The organism is Enterococcus xiangfangensis (assembly GCF_005405365.1).
In the GTDB taxonomy this organism is placed as follows: domain Bacteria; phylum Bacillota; class Bacilli; order Lactobacillales; family Enterococcaceae; genus Enterococcus_A; species Enterococcus_A xiangfangensis.
In genome coordinates this window covers 148608-165034 of sequence record NZ_BJDX01000007.1, presented here as the reverse complement: position 1 = coordinate 165034, position 16427 = coordinate 148608, and the positions used below count along the sequence as shown (strand labels likewise).

Sequence of the window (16427 nt, the reverse complement as noted above, 5' to 3'; positions counted from 1 at the left end):
CCCAAAAAGCACTAGAAAAGGACGTTTTCACGTCGTTTCTAGTGCTTTTTTTTTTGAGACTTATGTCACAGCCTCTTCTTTTTTATTTGCAAGGATTAAAACTGCCGGTTTGATCTGCTGCATTTGCACGGTGAATAAAATGCGAAAAAGCATTTTTTTCCGTTTGAAGAAATAATTTTTAAATCGTCATATCGAGCGATTTAATCTTTGTTTTTAAGAAAAAAACAAGAAATTTTAATGTGAAACGCATTCATTTTTTTTTTGATCCAAAAAGGTTGATTTTCACTTCTATTAGCAGTAATATCAAACAGCATTAATTACTAATACTATTAGGTATTATGTGGCGTATGTTTTTTGAAAGGAGGAAATTGATGACTTTTGCAGAAGATGCTGAGCACGAATTAACACAGATGATGGTCAAAAATCGTCATGGTGCATTCAGCAAGATCGAAAAAAGCAGTAAAGGCGCAAATATCGTCATTAAAGTGCTTGATCGATTAGAGGAGCCTACCAATCCAAAGTATCTGGCTGAGGCGCTTAATTTATCGACGGCTCGAATCGCTGCTGTGCTTGGAAATTTAGAAAAGCGCGGATTGATTCTCCGAACGATGGATCCAGATGATCGGCGACGAATCAATGTCAGCTTGACAGAAAGCGGGAAAAAGATCGCAAAAGCTGAAAAGCAGGAGATGCGAAACAAAGTTGTTCGAGTATTTGAAATGATGGGCGAAGAAGATACTAGAAAATACCTCGAATTGACTGCGAAGTTTATTAGCTACTCTAAGAAAATATCCATGGAAGGGGAAAGTGATCAATAGTGAAGATTTTTAAATATCTTGGTAAATACTGGTATGCGATTATTGCCGTGTTATTACTATTAATTGTACAAGCGTCGAGTGATTTGAGCTTGCCAGGCTTAACGTCGGATATTGTCGACGTCGGTATTCAACAAGGAGGACTTGAACGGTCAACTCCAGATAAAATCAGGAAATCAACGCTTCAAGGAATCGAGTTGTTTATGACCGATGAAGAGAAGCAGATCGTCAATGATAATTATAAAGAAGCAACCCGAACCGTTGACGGGAAAAAAGTTGCTATTTATGAATTGGATCTTCAAAAAGGCATGACTAAAGATAAATTGGCTAAAATCTTTAATTTGCCGATGCTGATGATTGCTTCCACTCAAGCAGAAGATTCAAGTAATACGAATAAAGAAATAAAAGATGTTGTCACCAGCTACACCGTACTTTCAAAAGATGCTAAAAAAGCGCAAGCACTAGGCAAAGAAGCTAAAACGCTGGGCGAACAAGCACAAGCTGCAGGCAAAGAAGCCGCTGCAGCAACGAATGCGGCAACTGCCGCTGCTAAAGGGGCCGAAGCACAGAAATTAGCAGCTGAAGCACAAGCAAAAGGCGCCGAAGCTCAAAAACTTGGTGCATCAGTCAAAGAAACCAATGCTGCAATGCCTGAAAAAGTTGCAACCGCACGTGAAGCGACAAAAGAAGGTTTAGGCAGTGTCGGCGAAGACACTTTGAAATCAGTCGGGATCCAACTGACATTAGCTGAGTACAAAGATCTGGATATGAATACGAAAAAAATTCAAACAGATTATATCATTAAAACCGGCGCTAAAATGGTCGGTTTGACCTTGGTATCTGCAGTTGCCGCGATTATTGTCGGCTTGATCGGTTCATTGGTCGCCGCGACAGTTGGGAAAAACTTGCGGGTCGGTCAGTACGAACAGACATTAGCCTTTTCAAATAATGAAATGGAAAAATTCTCACCCGCTTCATTGATTACTCGAAATACCAACGATATCCAACAAATTCAAATGGGACTTGTTATGATCATGCGAATCGTTTTATACGCACCGATCTTAGGGATTGGTGGTATTTACAGGGTATATCAAACCGGAACTGGCATGGGCTGGATCGTCGGAGTTGCGGTGGCGGCAGTCTTAGTTTTAGTTTTGACGTTGTTGCTGACAACGATGCCGAAATTCAAAGCTTTGCAAAACTTAGTTGACCGTGTGAACTTGGTTTCTCGTGAAATCATTACCGGTCTACCTGTTATTCGAGCGTTCTCTCGGGAAAAATATGAAAACGAACGTTTTGATGTTGCAAACACTAAATTGATGAAAACACAAATGTTTGTCAATCGTGCGATGTCACTATTGATGCCAATCATGATGTTGTTAATGAACGGTATTTCAGTCTTGATCGTGTGGGTCGGTGGACAAAACATGAGCAATGGTCAAATGCAAGTCGGAGACATGATGGCTTTCATTACTTACACGATGCAAATCGTCATGGCTTTCATGATGCTATCGATGGTTTCGATCATTTTACCGCGGGCAAATGTTGCAGCCGCTCGTGTCGATGAAGTATTGAACACTGAACCAACGATTAAAGATCCTGAAAATCCAGAAGATAATCATGACTTTAAAGGCGAAGTGAAATTTGAAGGGGTCCAATTCCGTTATGGCGATGCCGATGCCGATGTTTTACATCACATCAATTTCACGGCGAAGCCTGGTGAAACGACTGCCTTGATCGGTTCGACTGGTTCAGGAAAATCAACAATCGTTAATTTGATTCCGCGGCTGTTTGATGTAACTGGCGGACGGATCACGATCGATGGAGTCGATATTCGCAAAATGAGCATGCACAAACTGCATGAGATCATGGGCTTTGTACCGCAAAAAGGCGTCTTATTCTCTGGCGATATCGCTTCGAATATCAAATTTGGCGATGCGGATATATCTGATGAACAAATGAAAAAAGCTGCTGAGATTGCACAAGCAACGGAATTTATCAACGCCAATGAAAAAGGCTTTGACCGAGAAATCTCACAAGGCGGAACAAATGTCTCTGGTGGACAAAAACAACGGTTGTCGATTGCTCGAGCGTTAGCGAAAAATCCTAAGATCTTGATTTTCGATGATTCATTCTCAGCACTTGATAATAAGACAGATGTTACATTGCGCCGAGCATTGGCAGAAAGTGTCAAAGATGTGACTCAAATCATCGTTGCACAAAAAATCTCAACGATCTTGCATGCAGATAACATCATCGTCTTAGATGAAGGCCGTGTCGTTGCCCAAGGTCGTCATGAAGAATTGATGAAATCATCAGCGGTTTATCAAGAAATCGCTCAGTCACAATTAAGTAATGCTGAACTAGGCATAGAAGAAGCGGATTAAGGAGGAGCGAAAAAGAATGGCAGATAAACAACAAAATCGCCCTCGTGGTGGCGGACATGGACATATGGGCGCGGCACCAGTAGAAAAAGCCAAAGATTTCAAAGGAACGATCAAAAAATTAATTTCCTATCTTGGCGCATATAAAATTGCAGTTTTTCTAGTAATGATTTTTGCGATTGCCTCAACGATCTTCAATATTTGGGGACCAAAAATCTTATCAAAAGCAATTACTGAACTGTTTACTGGTTTAACTAAGAAGTATGAAGGAACCGGCGATATCAACTTTGAAAAAATCGGCGGCGTCTTGCTCTTTATGCTTGGACTATATGTCTTGTCCTCTCTATTTGGAGTCATCCAAGGGTGGATCATGTCGACGATTTCTCAAAAAATCACGTATCGGATGCGGAAAGAAATTTCTGAAAAAATCAATCGGATGCCGATGAATTATTTTGAAAGCCGTACGACAGGTGAAGTGTTATCACGGATCACTAACGATGTGGATACTTTGGGACAATCCTTGAACCAAAGTTTGACGCAATTGATCACCTCGACATTTACGATCGTCGGGGTCATCGTCATGATGCTTTCAATCTCAGTACAAATGACAGGGATCGCAATTTTGATCGTACCGATTTCATTAGTACTGATTATGGTCGTCGTAAAAAATTCACAAAAATATTTCCAGACACAACAAGAATATCTTGGTGTCATCAACGGGAAAGTCGAAGAAACAATCGGCGGCTATACGATCGTCCGTTTATTTAACGAAGAAGAGAATTCATTGAATGAATTTAAAAAACAAAACGATGTCTTGTTCAAATCAGCTTGGAAGTCACAATTCCTTTCTGGTTTGATGCAGCCAATCATGAACTTCATCGGTAACTTAGGTTATGTCGGTGTAGCGATTGCCGGTGGGATCATGGCTTATAATGGAGCCATCACTGTTGGGGATATTCAAGCGTTCATCCAATATGTTCGTAATTTGACTCAACCAATCGCCCAACTTGCACAAGTATCAAATATGTTGCAATCAATGGCGGCTGCCGCTGAACGGGTCTTTGAATTCTTGAACGAAGAGGAAGAAGATCAACTAGCTGAACATCCAGTTCAAATTGACAAAGCCGCAGGAATGGTCGACTTTGATCATGTTCAATTCGGTTATACACCGGATAAAATTATCATCCAAGACTTTACTTCCCATGTTGATCCCGGTCAAACGGTCGCTATCGTTGGACCGACAGGCGCCGGAAAAACAACGATGGTTAAGTTGTTGATGCGTTTTTATGACGTCAATTCTGGAGCAATCAAGATCGACGGACATAACATCCAAGATTTCAATCGTGCTGATCTGCGCAAAAATATCGGGATGGTCTTGCAAGATACATGGTTGTTCAAAGGAACGATCATGGACAACCTTCGTTATGGCCGATTGGATGCGACTGATGAAGAAGTCTATGCAGCTGCGAAAGCTGCACGTGTCGACCACTTCATCAAAACATTGCCGGGCGGTTATGAGATGGAATTGAACGAAGAATCATCTAACATCTCACAAGGTCAAAAACAATTATTGACAATTGCGCGTGCAATCTTAGCTGATAAACCAATTTTGATCTTAGATGAAGCAACTTCATCCGTTGATACACGGACCGAAGAATTGATCCAAGAAGCCATGAATAATCTAATGGATGGACGAACTTCATTTGTTATCGCACATCGCCTATCAACGATCAAAGATGCAGATAAGATTTTGTACATGCAAGATGGCGATATTAAAGAACAAGGGACCCATGAAGAATTAGTCGCTAAACATGGACTCTATGCATCATTATATAATTCTCAATTTGAAGAATTAGCAGAATAAACATTAAACATGAAAAGCTGTACTAGTTGAAAAATTTAACTAGTACAGCTTTTTTATTTATTTTTTTACAGGAATCGATCGATAGCTTTTGTCTTTAAATAACTAAAGGTATCGTATCAGAGTATAAATTGATATAAAGTATTTATATACTACTCTAATCATTTTCCTAACGAAAGGGTATATATATATGTTTGTTAGGAAATTAGAAAGCGTTTACTATAAATGTATAAAGGATGTGATTCTTTTTGAAAGAGAAATATCTAAGATTGATTGCCATGTTGCAAGAAGAACACAAGTATCTTAAAGGAAAGGAGATCGCAAAAAGATTAGGAATTTCTGATAGAAGTGTTCGTAATTATGTAAAAGATTTAAATGAAAATTATTTGATTGATTCAAAGATACTTACCAATAAAAATAAAGGATACATTCTTAGCGGAGCTGTTGAAGATATAAAAGTTAGTGAGCATTTTGAATTTGAAGAGAGAATGTTTTTCATAGTTAAATTTTTACTTGACGCTCATGATTGGATCACATATGAAGAGATAGCAGAATCCTTATATTTTTCTAATCAAACAATCCGATTAGATGTAATTAAAATCCAGGGCATGATAGAGAATCAGTACCAGCACTTGAGGATTGAAAGCGTCATATTTAAAGGCGTGAGACTAATAGGAAGTGAAATTGAAAAAAGGCTTCTTCTAGAAAGTTTATCAAAAATTACTACACTTAATAAAACCAATTTTATTGATTCTTTAGCCTATCATTTTAAAAATTGGATAGAACGAGACTCTTTGGAATCATTGATGGCTTTTTTTCAAAATAAATCTGCTAATTTACAGATTCCAGAGAACTCCGAAACGACATTGTCAATTTTATCCTATTTGATTATCTCGATGCGAAGAATATCTCAAGACCATATTTGTGACTATAGTTTTGACTCTTTAGATTTAGTAGAGATTGAGAGTACTAAAGAATTTGAAGTTGCTAAATCAATTATGTATGACTATGGCAGCCAATTAAGAATAATCATTCCAGACGTAGAGATTATTTATTTTAGTTTTTACTTGATTAGTCAACGGCTGATGTTTTCAGCAAAAGATGATCATATGTTTACTATCCCGCAAGAATTAAGTAACGGGGTAAAAAGGTCATTAAAAGTTCTGGATCAAATGTACTCAATGAATCTCTCTGAGGACGAACAGTTATATTCGGGATTATTGATGCATCTAGCAAGGGATATGTACCCATTGATGTTTAATTTTTATATTGAGAATTCTTTTATTACAACAATTAAGAAAGAATTTATTCAAGGATATTATATGGCGATTAGTTTTGCCAATGACTTAAAAAAATCTATTTACTTACAGCTGCCAGAAAATGAAATTGGATATATCGCCATTCATTTTTCTTCTTTTTTAGAAAGATATAAAACGAAGAATGTAAGCATTGTTGTTTTATTAGGACGGCATCAGTCAGTAGGCTATCTATTAAAAAAAGAGTTAGAACGAAGATATTCAAATGTTTCAATAAAGACGGTGATTAGCCAAACGAGTGACAGTGATAATATTTCTAAATTTGATTTGATTATATCATTTGGATCAATAGCAATTAGTCAATCTAATGTGATAGTGATGAACGGTATGCCGACTGAAGAAGATTATCGAAAAATCGATCGATTTATGCGGAAAATGAATTATGTTTTTGGAATAAAGATTGATTATTTTACAAGAAAAAGTTTTCAGGATAAAGAAAAACTTCTATTAGAGCTGTTATCTGGAACGGGAACACCAGAGATGTTTGAAAGTATTTTAGAGCGAGAAAATTTCTCGACAACTGATATTAGTGATGGTATCGCTATACCTCACCCGCTATTGACAAGTAAGCTAGAAAAAACAAAGATAGCAGTCGCTATACAAGATAAACCAATTTATTGGGGAAGCCAATTTGTAGATCTAATAATCATGATTATTCCCGGAAAAAATGATCAGAAAATCACTAGTCGAGTGATGGAGGAGATTTACAACATTATTAAAGATCCAGAATTATTGATTGAAGTAAAAAAAGCAAATAGTTTAGAAGAATTTAATTCTACTATAGAGAATAGGGAGATGAGAACATGAAAATATCCGAGCTGATTACTGAACAGAATATAATTCTTCATTTAGATGCAAAAAATAAAGAAGAAATTATTGATTCCTTAGCCAATCGTTTAGAAGAGAATGGGTTTTTAGAGAATTTAGAAGAATTTAAAAAAGATATTTGGGAAAGGGAAGAAGCTGTATCAACAGAAGTTGGTTATGGGATTGCTATGCCACACACAAAGTCTGCTCATGTCAATCAACCAGCCGTTATTTTTGGAAGGAACCTTGAGGGGATTACGTATGATAAAGAGAAGTGTAACTTGTTCTTTATGATTGCTGCTCAGGCGGATGCAACAGATGAACATCTAAAAACTTTATCTAGATTATCCACATATCTAATGGATGAATTATTCCGGGCAAGACTGATTTTAGCTCAAACAGTAGATGACGTTATTTCTGTTATCAATGATAAGGAACAAGAGGAGGTAGAAGAAGAAAAAATCGAAGAATCAATTAGTAATGAGTTGGACACTCCTTCATTAGTTGGGGTAACAGCGTGTACAGCTGGGATTGCTCATACTTATATGTCCGCTCAATCCTTGAGAGATGCAGCTGAAAAACGTGGAATTAAAATGAAAGTCCAAACGGATGGTTCAAGCGGTACTGAAAACCGGCTAACGGATGAAGAAATTGCTCAAGCTGATGGAGTTATTATTGCGGCAGATCGAACTGTAGATATGAGTCGTTTTGATGGTAAAAAGGTTGTGGAAACATCAACAAAACGTGGAATCAATAATGCAGATGAGTTAATTTCAGAAGTTTTATCTAAGAAAGAGTTATACAAAGCAACAGACTCAGTGAAATCTGATAGTAATTCTAATGATGCTAAAAAAAGTGGTGTGTTTGATATCTATAAGCATTTAATGAATGGTGTATCATTTATGCTTCCTTTTGTAGTTTCTGGTGGAATTTTGATTGCTATTTCATTTATGTTTGGCGTTAATTCTGCTAATCCAGATTCAAGTCAATATAATGAATTCGCAGCTTTTTTAAATTCGGTTGGAGGCAGTGCAGCTTTCGGATTAATGGTTCCAATTTTTGCGGGTTATGTAGCATTTAGTATTGCGGACCGACCAGGACTAGCACCAGGCGCAATTGGTGGCATGATCGCATCTACTGGTGGATCAGGATTTCTTGGTGGTTTAATTGCAGGGTTTGTTGCAGGATACAGTATTTTACTATTGAAAAAAATCTTAATCAAATTACCTAAGTCTTTACATGGATTGAATCCTGTTTTGCTTTATCCAGTGCTGGGAACATTAATAACTACGATTATTATTCAATATGTAATCAATACACCTATTAGTTCATTTAATGATACTTTAGTAAGATGGTTAACAGACATGAATGGGTCAAATGCAATTTTAGTTGGTGCTTTATTAGGCGGTATTTTAGTAAGTGATATGGGGGGCCCATTAAATAAAATTGCCTATGCTTTTGGTATTCAAATGATTACAGCTGGTGTTTATGAACCTATGGCAGCATTAATGTGTGGGGGAATGATTCCTCCTATTGGATTAGGTTTAGCGACGACATTCTTTAGAAATAAATTTACAGAACAAGACCGTGAAACTGGAAAAATTGCCTATGTATTGGGTTCTTGCTTTATTACTGAAGGGGTAATTCCTTTTGCAGCAGCAGATCCAATCCGGGTCATTCCAGCAAATATTATTGGAGCAGCTGTTGGTGGGGCATTATCTATGGCATTTGGCATTGAGTTGACTGCACCACATGGTGGGATATTTGTTATTCCAATTGCGATAAATCGGCCATTTCTATACATTGCTTGTGTATTAGCTGGAAGTGCAGTAACGATGCTGATAGTTGGACTTACAAAAAAATCTATTGTTCCGAATAAAAAAACTAGTGGAGGGATTACAAATGTTAGTGACGTCGAAGGAGCTATTTAAAGTTAGTAGAGAGAAAGGATTTGCAATTCCTGCACCAAATTTTATTGATGCTCAGTCAATGAAAGATTATGTTGCAGTTGCGGAAGAATTGAATCTTCCGGTAATTTTAGCATTAGCAGAAGTACACTTAGAGTTCATTTCTTTAGAGGAGGCTGCTTATTTTGGAAAATTCTATGCCGAAAATGCAAAAGTTCCGGTAGTTCTTCACTTAGATCACGGAATGACTCCAAGTATTATCAAAAAAGCAATTGATGTAGGATTTACTTCTGTTATGATTGATGCTTCTCAGGATAGTTTTGAAACAAATGTGAAAAAAACAAAAGAAATTATTGATTATGCTCACCCTAAAGGTGTAGTTGTTGAAGCAGAGATTGGTCATGTGGGTTCAGGCGTAAATTATGAAAATCATGAAGAAACCGATTCGCGGTATACAACAGTTGAAGATGCAATTCAATTTGTTAAAGAGACTCAAGTAGATTCGCTAGCAGTTTCAATCGGCACTGCTCATGGCATGTATAAAGGTGTTCCAGAAATTAATTTTGATAGACTTCATGAAATTGCCGAAGCTGTGGATACACCATTAGTTTTACATGGAGGTTCATCGTCAGGGGATAGTAACTTGAATCGATGTGGCTTAGAGGGGATCAGTAAGATTAATATTTTTTCTGACCTTGTTAATGCTGCTCAAAATGGCATAAATAGTGAGAAGCCTGAAAACTATTTAGATTTGAAGCATGTTGTTTCAACTAATATGAAAAATTGCTTGAGACACTATTACGAAGTTTTTTGTACAAATAGAATCAATGAATAGTATTTGTATCTACTTTCTAGATAGTTAGACTAGATTAAAGACTATACGTTAAGGTGCTAATAGAAAAAGAAATTGAGCTTTGGAAGTCAATAGATGATTTCTGAAGCTCAAATTTTTGTTGATCAGGTGGTATTTTTTTATATTCAAAAGATAGTTGTTCTCGTTCTCATAGCTTGTCTATCGTATCACTCGAAGCGACAGTTAATAGCTGTCTTTATCAACGATCATCATTGTATTTTTTTCATAGGTCACGCTAATTGAATTTTCAGTGTATCCACCGTCGCTTGTCTTATCCCAAGTTGCTTGAGTTCGCGGCGGCATGCCGTAATCTTCTTTTTCCCAACTGATAACTGTATCAGGTTTGCCGACTAATTTTTCTAATTCTTCATAGCTTGAGCCGCCTTCAAAAGTATATTTCTCAGTGTCGTCATGGTAATGTTCTGTTGCGACTTTTACTGATTCATAAATACTTTGTGTCCATTTCCCTGGAAAGTTTTTTGGGGTTGAAGAGTCGGTCACCTCAGGATCGAGGGGTTCATACGAAACGGCATCTCCGCTATCAGAGGTATCGGATTTAAATACAAAGTAACTCAAAGACAAACCGACCAAAATAATGACAACGGCAACGAGTCCGTTAATGCGCCGTTTTTTATGTTGGTGCGGCTGATAGAGAGGCTGTTTTTGTTGCGGTGTAATAGTTTCAGAATCTAAGTAGAGTGTCCCGCAGTAATCACATTTCCAACCATTTTCTACTTGATGAAATTCGGTACTGCCACAGTTTACACATTCTCTATTTCTCATGATAAAAGCCATCCGATCCATAATTTTCTGGGAAGTCGTCGGGGTATTTTCCTAGCCCAGTGCGCGGATATTTTTCAGGCTGCCGAGTAAACGAAAGGTATCGTAATATCGGTGTCGTGTACCCAACATGTCCATCTGTAAAATAAACGTTTGGTTTTCCTTGTTTTTCGTAAACAAATTCTTTCGAGTAGCTGCCAGAAGCACTGTCTTGATTTATCGCAAGAAAAGCTCTAACTTCTCGCCAAGTCAACTGACCGTGCATCCACTGATCTTGAAGTACTTTTGCTTCATAGTTTAGCGGATTGCCTTTTTCATCTTGTTTCAGCAACATATTTTCTTTGATCTGGTCAGCATCGGTAACAATCTTATCCGGCTGTCCCCAAATTCGTAAAATATCTGAGACAGAGTATTGGGTAAAGTCGGGTCCATAAGCTAAAAAGAGACCAGCTTCACGATAATAAGTCACAACACCAAAATCAGTATCTGGATTTTCGATGAGCATATCAGCTTTAGGCGCGACTTTTAAGCGGTTTTGTTTCAGCGAATCATGTTTTGCCTGCGCATCCTTTACTCGTTTCTTTAACTTTTTAGTATTTTCCCCACCATATTCTTTAACAGAAGCCGCCGCTTGATCAAGATCTGCTTGATTTAAAGACAATTCTGCAATTCGAACATTTTGTTCCGGATTGTTTAATTGTTCGTTAGAATAGTCAGAATTGCTTGAACCGTTTAATTCTTCAGTCAACGGATTTTGCGTCAGCAATTCATCTTTATGAGCGTATCCCACCAAAAAAGCACCGCTTAAAATCAATACTGGAACAGCAATCAGTGCAATCCGAGCCGCACGTGTTTTATTCAGCGATCGTTTACTTTTTTCCGCGACCGGCTCAAGTTCATAGACAGCGTGACAATATGTGCACTTATAGCCTTTTTCTGTTTTATCAAACTGGTTTCCGCCACAATACTTGCAAACCAACTCTTGCATTTTTTCACCAACTTCAATCTTCCTAAAAGTACTTAACTAAATCAATTGTTTGATAACACTAACTTTCAATAAATAATACCACAGAGATAAGCGAAGATTAAGATATAGATGGCTGTAATACAAAATTCTTTCAAGAAAAAAAGTCCCTCCAGCTAGATCAGCAGGAAGGACGAAAGTTTATTTACTTGTTTTAGTCGCTGGATCTAATTTGCGTTCAACGATACTTAGAATCCAGTCGGTCAAGATAGCCATCAAGGCAGTCGGCAAGGCGCCGGCTAAAATCAGGGACGTCCCGTTAGTAGCATTGGTTCCCCGGATAATGATATCACCCAAGCCGCCAGCGCCGACAAAGGCACCGATTGCCGTGATCCCGATTGCGACAACCAATGCGTTTCGAATTCCCGCCATAATAACTGAAACTGAAAGCGGAAGTTCAATCATGTGTAGGCGTTGCCAGGCAGTCATGCCCATTCCGGTTCCAACGTCCAAAGCATTTTTATCCACTTGCCGCATGCCGGTATAAGTATTTTTGATGATCGGCAGTAATGAATATAAAAAGACGGTCAAGATGACGACGTTCACACCAAGGCCTAAACCAATCATTAAAATCGAGATCATGGCTAGTGAAGGGATCGTTTGGATTACATTAGCGATCCGAATCACCCAGTTAGCTAATTTGTAATGTTTCGAGATGAAGATCCCAATTGGAATCCCAACGATCGCCGCAAAAAGCACGCCGTAGATCGAAATCAGGAAGTGACGAACAAACTGACTGAAAACATAGGCGCCATTAGTTTGGAAATAGGTGATGAATTGTTGAAGGGTATTCATGTCTTCCATTGTTAACCTCACTCCTCTTCGAAATAATTGTGCTGTTTCAAGAAGTCTTCTGCGATAACAGAAGGTTCTACTAAATCATTGTCGGCACGATAGTTTAATTTTTGCATTTCTCTTGTATTGATCGTTCCTGCTAATCGTTTCAATGCTGTCTGAATCTTTGGATTTTCTTTTAGAGCTTTGTCTGAAGCAATCGGAGCCGCATCATAAGGCGGGAAGAAGCTTAGATCGTCTTCTAACATGACCAAGTCATAGCTGGCGATCCGTCCGTCTGTCGAGTAACCTAAAACGATATCCATCTTTCCTGCATTGACCGCGTCGTAGACCAGTCCGATCTGCATTGGTAAGATTGAAGAAAACTCAAAGTCGTATGTTTCTTTAAAGCCGTCATAACCATCCCCTTCACGAGTAATCCAAGCAGTATCGACACCGGCACTTAATTCATCCGCATGTTCTTTTAAATCGCTCACTTTTTTCAAGTTATATTTTTCAGCAGTCTCTTTACGGACTAAGAAAACATAGGTGTTATCAAATCCGTAGGAAGCAAACCAAGTTTGATTATAGCGTTTTTCGAATTCATTTTTGACGATATTAAAGGCCTTTTTCGGATCTTTTTCCGCTGGCAGACCTAGAGTAGTCGTTAAGTCCGTTCCGGTGTAACGAGCGGCAGAGATCGAGGCATCTTGGTTCATCATTGCTTGATGATTGATCGTTGTTGTCGCCAAATTATTAATGATCGTCGTATCTAGATCAGTATAATGTTTGATCATCCCAGAGACTATGCTGGCTAAAATCTGTGTCTCCGAAGTGATACCGCCGGTGATCCCAATCGTGTCTTCGCTGTCGTTTGACGCTAGTCCGGGAAAGGAACAACTACTTAAAAAAAGTAATGAAAGACTGAGTAAAGTCAAAATTTTTAATTTTTTCATTGGTTATTCCTCCTTCCTTAGTGCGGATGACGTCATGTGATCTTCTAAAAAGCCTAACAACAAATCGACGATCAGCGCCATCAAAATGACAGGAACCGTTCCTGCAACGATCAACGGCGGTTGGAAATTATTCAACCCACTAAAAATCAAGTCGCCCAATCCGCCGGCACCAATATAAGAAGCCAGCGTTGCCCAAGCGATGACATAGACAGCGGCTAAACGAATTCCTGCCATGATCGTTGGAATAGCAATCGGCAATTCTACCGTAAAGATAGATTGGAGATTCGTCATTCCCATTCCTTTGGCAACATCGCGATAGTTACTGTCGACATTTTTCATCCCAACGAAAGTGTTTCGCAAGATTGGTAGTAAAGAATAGATGAACAGCGCGATGATCGCCGGGAATTTTCCTACACCGAAGAAAGGGATCATCAGTGCTAAAAGAGCTAGTGAAGGAACCGTTTGTAAAACGCTGGCGATCCCGATCACAAAGCTTGATATTTTTGGCAGGCGGGTCAGTACAACGCCTAAAGGAACGGCGACTAAGATACCTAGACCTAATGCGATGGCCGAGATATATAAATGTTCGGCGCTTTTTGTCAGCATTTGCCCACCATATTCATTGATGAATGCTTGCATGCTCACGCCTCCTCGCTTGTAATATTTTCCGCCGCATCTCCGAAGGTTTCTTCTTCGCCCCAAAGAACATCATAAATGATATCTACTAGTGAGACTCTCGTTAAGATACCGACAAGATGGTTTTTATCATCTACGACGGGAACATATTTTACGCCGCGTTTTAAGATCCGTTGTAAGCTGTCTCGCACTAAAGCAGACTCTTTTACATAAAAAACTTTTGGATTTACGATATCGCCAATGCTCGTTGCTTTTCCATGGCGACGTTCGCGATCAATCGTTTCGACATCAACGAATCCTTTTAAGACCGCATCTTCGTCAACGACTAATAACGTATCCACACGTTTTTCCCGCATCAAACGAATCGCGCTTTGTAAACTTTTTTCCGGAGTAATGGATACAGCCGTTTTCGACATGATCTCACCAACAGTCGTAGTATCCGGTTTTGCTTGCAACAAGCGGTCCTCGCCTAGTAGTTCTTCTACGAACTCATTAGCTGGTTGTTGCAAAATATTTTCTGGTGTATCGTACTGGATTACTTTTCCGTCATCCATGATTGCGATTCGATTCGCTAATTTTAGTGCTTCATCCATATCATGAGTTACAAAGACGATCGTTTTACCTAACCGCTCTTGTAGATCTTTCACAAGATCTTGCAGGGAATCGCGAGTGATCGGGTCTAAGGCACCAAACGGTTCATCCATCAAAATGACATCTTGATCTGCTGCAAGCGCACGAACAACACCGATCCGTTGTTGTTGTCCGCCAGATAATTCATGGGGATAACGATCCAACATTTCGCGCGGTAATTCAACGAGGTCGATCATTTTTTCCGCTGTTTTGTTTTGCTCTTCTTTGCTTACCTTCAATAAACGCTGGACGAGGGTGATATTTTCTCGGATCGTCATATGCGGCATAAGTCCGATATTTTGAATGACGTAGCCGATTTGGCGGCGCAATTCAACGGGATTTTTCTTTTGGATATCTTCGCCATTAATGGTGATCGTTCCTTTGGTTGGGTCGATCATCCGATTGATCATCCGCATCGTTGTTGTTTTTCCGCTACCACTGGTTCCAATCAAACAAACAAATTCGCCTTTATTGATCGTAAGGGTGACATCTTCTGCTGCCACTTTGTTTCCAGGGTATATTTTAGAGACATGGTCAAATTCAATCATTTTCTCACTCCTAAATGTCAATAATTTAACATAGTTATAATTTTAGTATGCTACAAATAGTGATAAAAAAGCAAATGACAGGCTCGTAAAAGGTACTAAATAACTGACACAAGCAGAAAAATAAAAAATAAAAATAACATATTAATATTTTTTATAACTATTTTATCTCTAATAATCGATCAATTAGCGGCCGTAAAAAAAACAACTTCTCAAATATATTTGAGAAGTTGCAGAGAATTGATCATTTTTCGGGATAGAGATTCTTTTCGATATCCGCACGTTGCGCAGCTAGGAACGGCGGGAGGGCTAACTGTTCGCCTAAGTGTTCCAAAGGTTCATCGATCGTAAAACCAGGAGCGACTGTAGCAAATTCAACGCGATTTCCGCCAGGTTCGCGAATGTAAAGACTTTTGAAATAGCCGCGTGAAATCATTTTCTCAATCTGCCATTTTTGGCGACGAGCTTTTTCACGGAGCTGTTCTAACGCTTCGTCGCTCTCAACAGCAAAGGCAACGTGATCGATACTGCCGCGACCCATTCGAGTCTTTGTTAGCGAATCGCTAGCAGTAAGAGTAATCGCTTCTGTAGGGCTTAATTGGATATGGTTGTCGTCACCAGTCCAGCCTAATAATTTTTCAAAAAAATCAGCAGTTTTTACAGGATCAGCAACTTGAAAATTGATTGCGGCTAACCCTAAGATTTGTTTTTCAGCAGGAATATCATTTTTGACAATGTTGGCACGTTCCGGAGTTGAAATATTTGTTTCGTTAAAGATCAAAGTAACCTGGTCCGGATCTTGAACGATCAATTGATCTGCGGTTCGTTCTACAGGAACGGAAAATTTTTCAAACCGTTGTTGCCAAAAATCTAAACTATGTTTTGGGACGTTCAACCCGATCTCTGATAAAAATTGCGACTCATCACGACGCTGACCTAAGTGAGGGACAATAAAAAAAGTAATGACAGAACCGGGACTGCCTTGATAATCGCCATAATAATAATGAAGCATCCGAGTATTTTCTTGATTGACCGTATTTTTTACAAAACGCAAGCCTAAAATTTCTGTGTAAAAAGTTAAATTTTCTTGCCGCTGTGAAGTCAATAAAGAAACGTGATGAAAATAAGACATAGAAAAA

The 16427-nt window shown here is 38.7% G+C and carries 13 protein-coding genes; 6 read left to right on the top strand and 7 right to left on the bottom strand.

The window, feature by feature from the left end; translation table 11 throughout:
- Positions 1–371: 371 nt before the first annotated feature.
- From FFM68_RS09940 to FFM68_RS09915, 6 genes are all read left to right on the top strand, one after another.
- Positions 372–818 carry a MarR family winged helix-turn-helix transcriptional regulator gene (locus FFM68_RS09940; RefSeq protein WP_137619181.1) on the top strand — a complete coding sequence of 149 codons (447 nt, stop codon included), beginning with the start codon at positions 372–374 and terminating at the stop codon, positions 816–818.
- On the top strand, positions 818–3202 hold the full coding sequence (locus FFM68_RS09935) for an ABC transporter ATP-binding protein (RefSeq protein WP_137619180.1): 2385 nt from the start codon (positions 818–820) through the stop codon (positions 3200–3202). Before FFM68_RS09940 ends, FFM68_RS09935 begins: the two co-directional genes overlap by 1 nt.
- Before the next feature lie 16 nt (positions 3203–3218).
- Complete coding sequence (locus tag FFM68_RS09930) at positions 3219–5063, top strand: ABC transporter ATP-binding protein (protein WP_137619179.1); 1845 nt, start codon at positions 3219–3221, stop codon at positions 5061–5063.
- Positions 5064–5308: 245 nt separating this feature from the next.
- Entirely contained in the window at positions 5309–7183 is a 1875-nt protein-coding gene (locus FFM68_RS09925; RefSeq protein WP_167483476.1) for a BglG family transcription antiterminator, read from the top strand.
- Entirely contained in the window at positions 7180–9114 is a 1935-nt protein-coding gene (locus tag FFM68_RS09920; RefSeq protein WP_137619177.1) for a PTS fructose transporter subunit IIABC, read from the top strand. The genes FFM68_RS09925 and FFM68_RS09920 overlap by 4 nt, the downstream gene beginning before the upstream one ends.
- Positions 9086–9925 carry a class II fructose-bisphosphate aldolase gene (locus FFM68_RS09915; RefSeq protein WP_137619176.1) on the top strand — a complete coding sequence of 280 codons (840 nt, stop codon included), beginning with the start codon at positions 9086–9088 and terminating at the stop codon, positions 9923–9925. The genes FFM68_RS09920 and FFM68_RS09915 overlap by 29 nt, the downstream gene beginning before the upstream one ends.
- A gap of 201 nt (positions 9926–10126) precedes the next feature.
- Here the strand turns inward: FFM68_RS09915 and FFM68_RS09910 are convergent, their stop codons facing one another.
- The 7 genes from FFM68_RS09910 to FFM68_RS09880 all read right to left on the bottom strand — a co-directional run bounded on the left by FFM68_RS09910 (position 10127) and on the right by FFM68_RS09880 (position 16420).
- Positions 10127–10726 (bottom strand): hypothetical protein, encoded by a 600-nt coding sequence (locus FFM68_RS09910; RefSeq protein WP_137619175.1) that lies wholly within the window; start codon positions 10724–10726, stop codon positions 10127–10129.
- Positions 10716–11711 carry a DUF4947 domain-containing protein gene (locus tag FFM68_RS09905; RefSeq protein ID WP_137619174.1) on the bottom strand — a complete coding sequence of 332 codons (996 nt, stop codon included), beginning with the start codon at positions 11709–11711 and terminating at the stop codon, positions 10716–10718. Before FFM68_RS09905 ends, FFM68_RS09910 begins: the two co-directional genes overlap by 11 nt.
- Positions 11712–11888: 177 nt before the next feature.
- Complete coding sequence (locus FFM68_RS09900) at positions 11889–12551, bottom strand: ABC transporter permease (RefSeq protein WP_137619173.1); 663 nt, start codon at positions 12549–12551, stop codon at positions 11889–11891.
- 8 nt (positions 12552–12559) lie between these two features.
- Positions 12560–13477: an osmoprotectant ABC transporter substrate-binding protein gene (locus FFM68_RS09895; protein ID WP_137619172.1), complete on the bottom strand. Its 918-nt coding sequence runs from the start codon at positions 13475–13477 to the stop codon at positions 12560–12562.
- Positions 13478–13480: 3 nt separating this feature from the next.
- Complete coding sequence (locus FFM68_RS09890; protein WP_137619171.1) at positions 13481–14116, bottom strand: ABC transporter permease; 636 nt, start codon at positions 14114–14116, stop codon at positions 13481–13483.
- Positions 14117–14118: 2 nt separating this feature from the next.
- Complete coding sequence (locus FFM68_RS09885) at positions 14119–15291, bottom strand: betaine/proline/choline family ABC transporter ATP-binding protein (RefSeq protein ID WP_137619170.1); 1173 nt, start codon at positions 15289–15291, stop codon at positions 14119–14121.
- A gap of 241 nt (positions 15292–15532) precedes the next feature.
- On the bottom strand, positions 15533–16420 hold the full coding sequence (locus FFM68_RS09880) for a VOC family protein (RefSeq protein WP_137619169.1): 888 nt from the start codon (positions 16418–16420) through the stop codon (positions 15533–15535).
- Positions 16421–16427 lie beyond the last annotated feature (7 nt).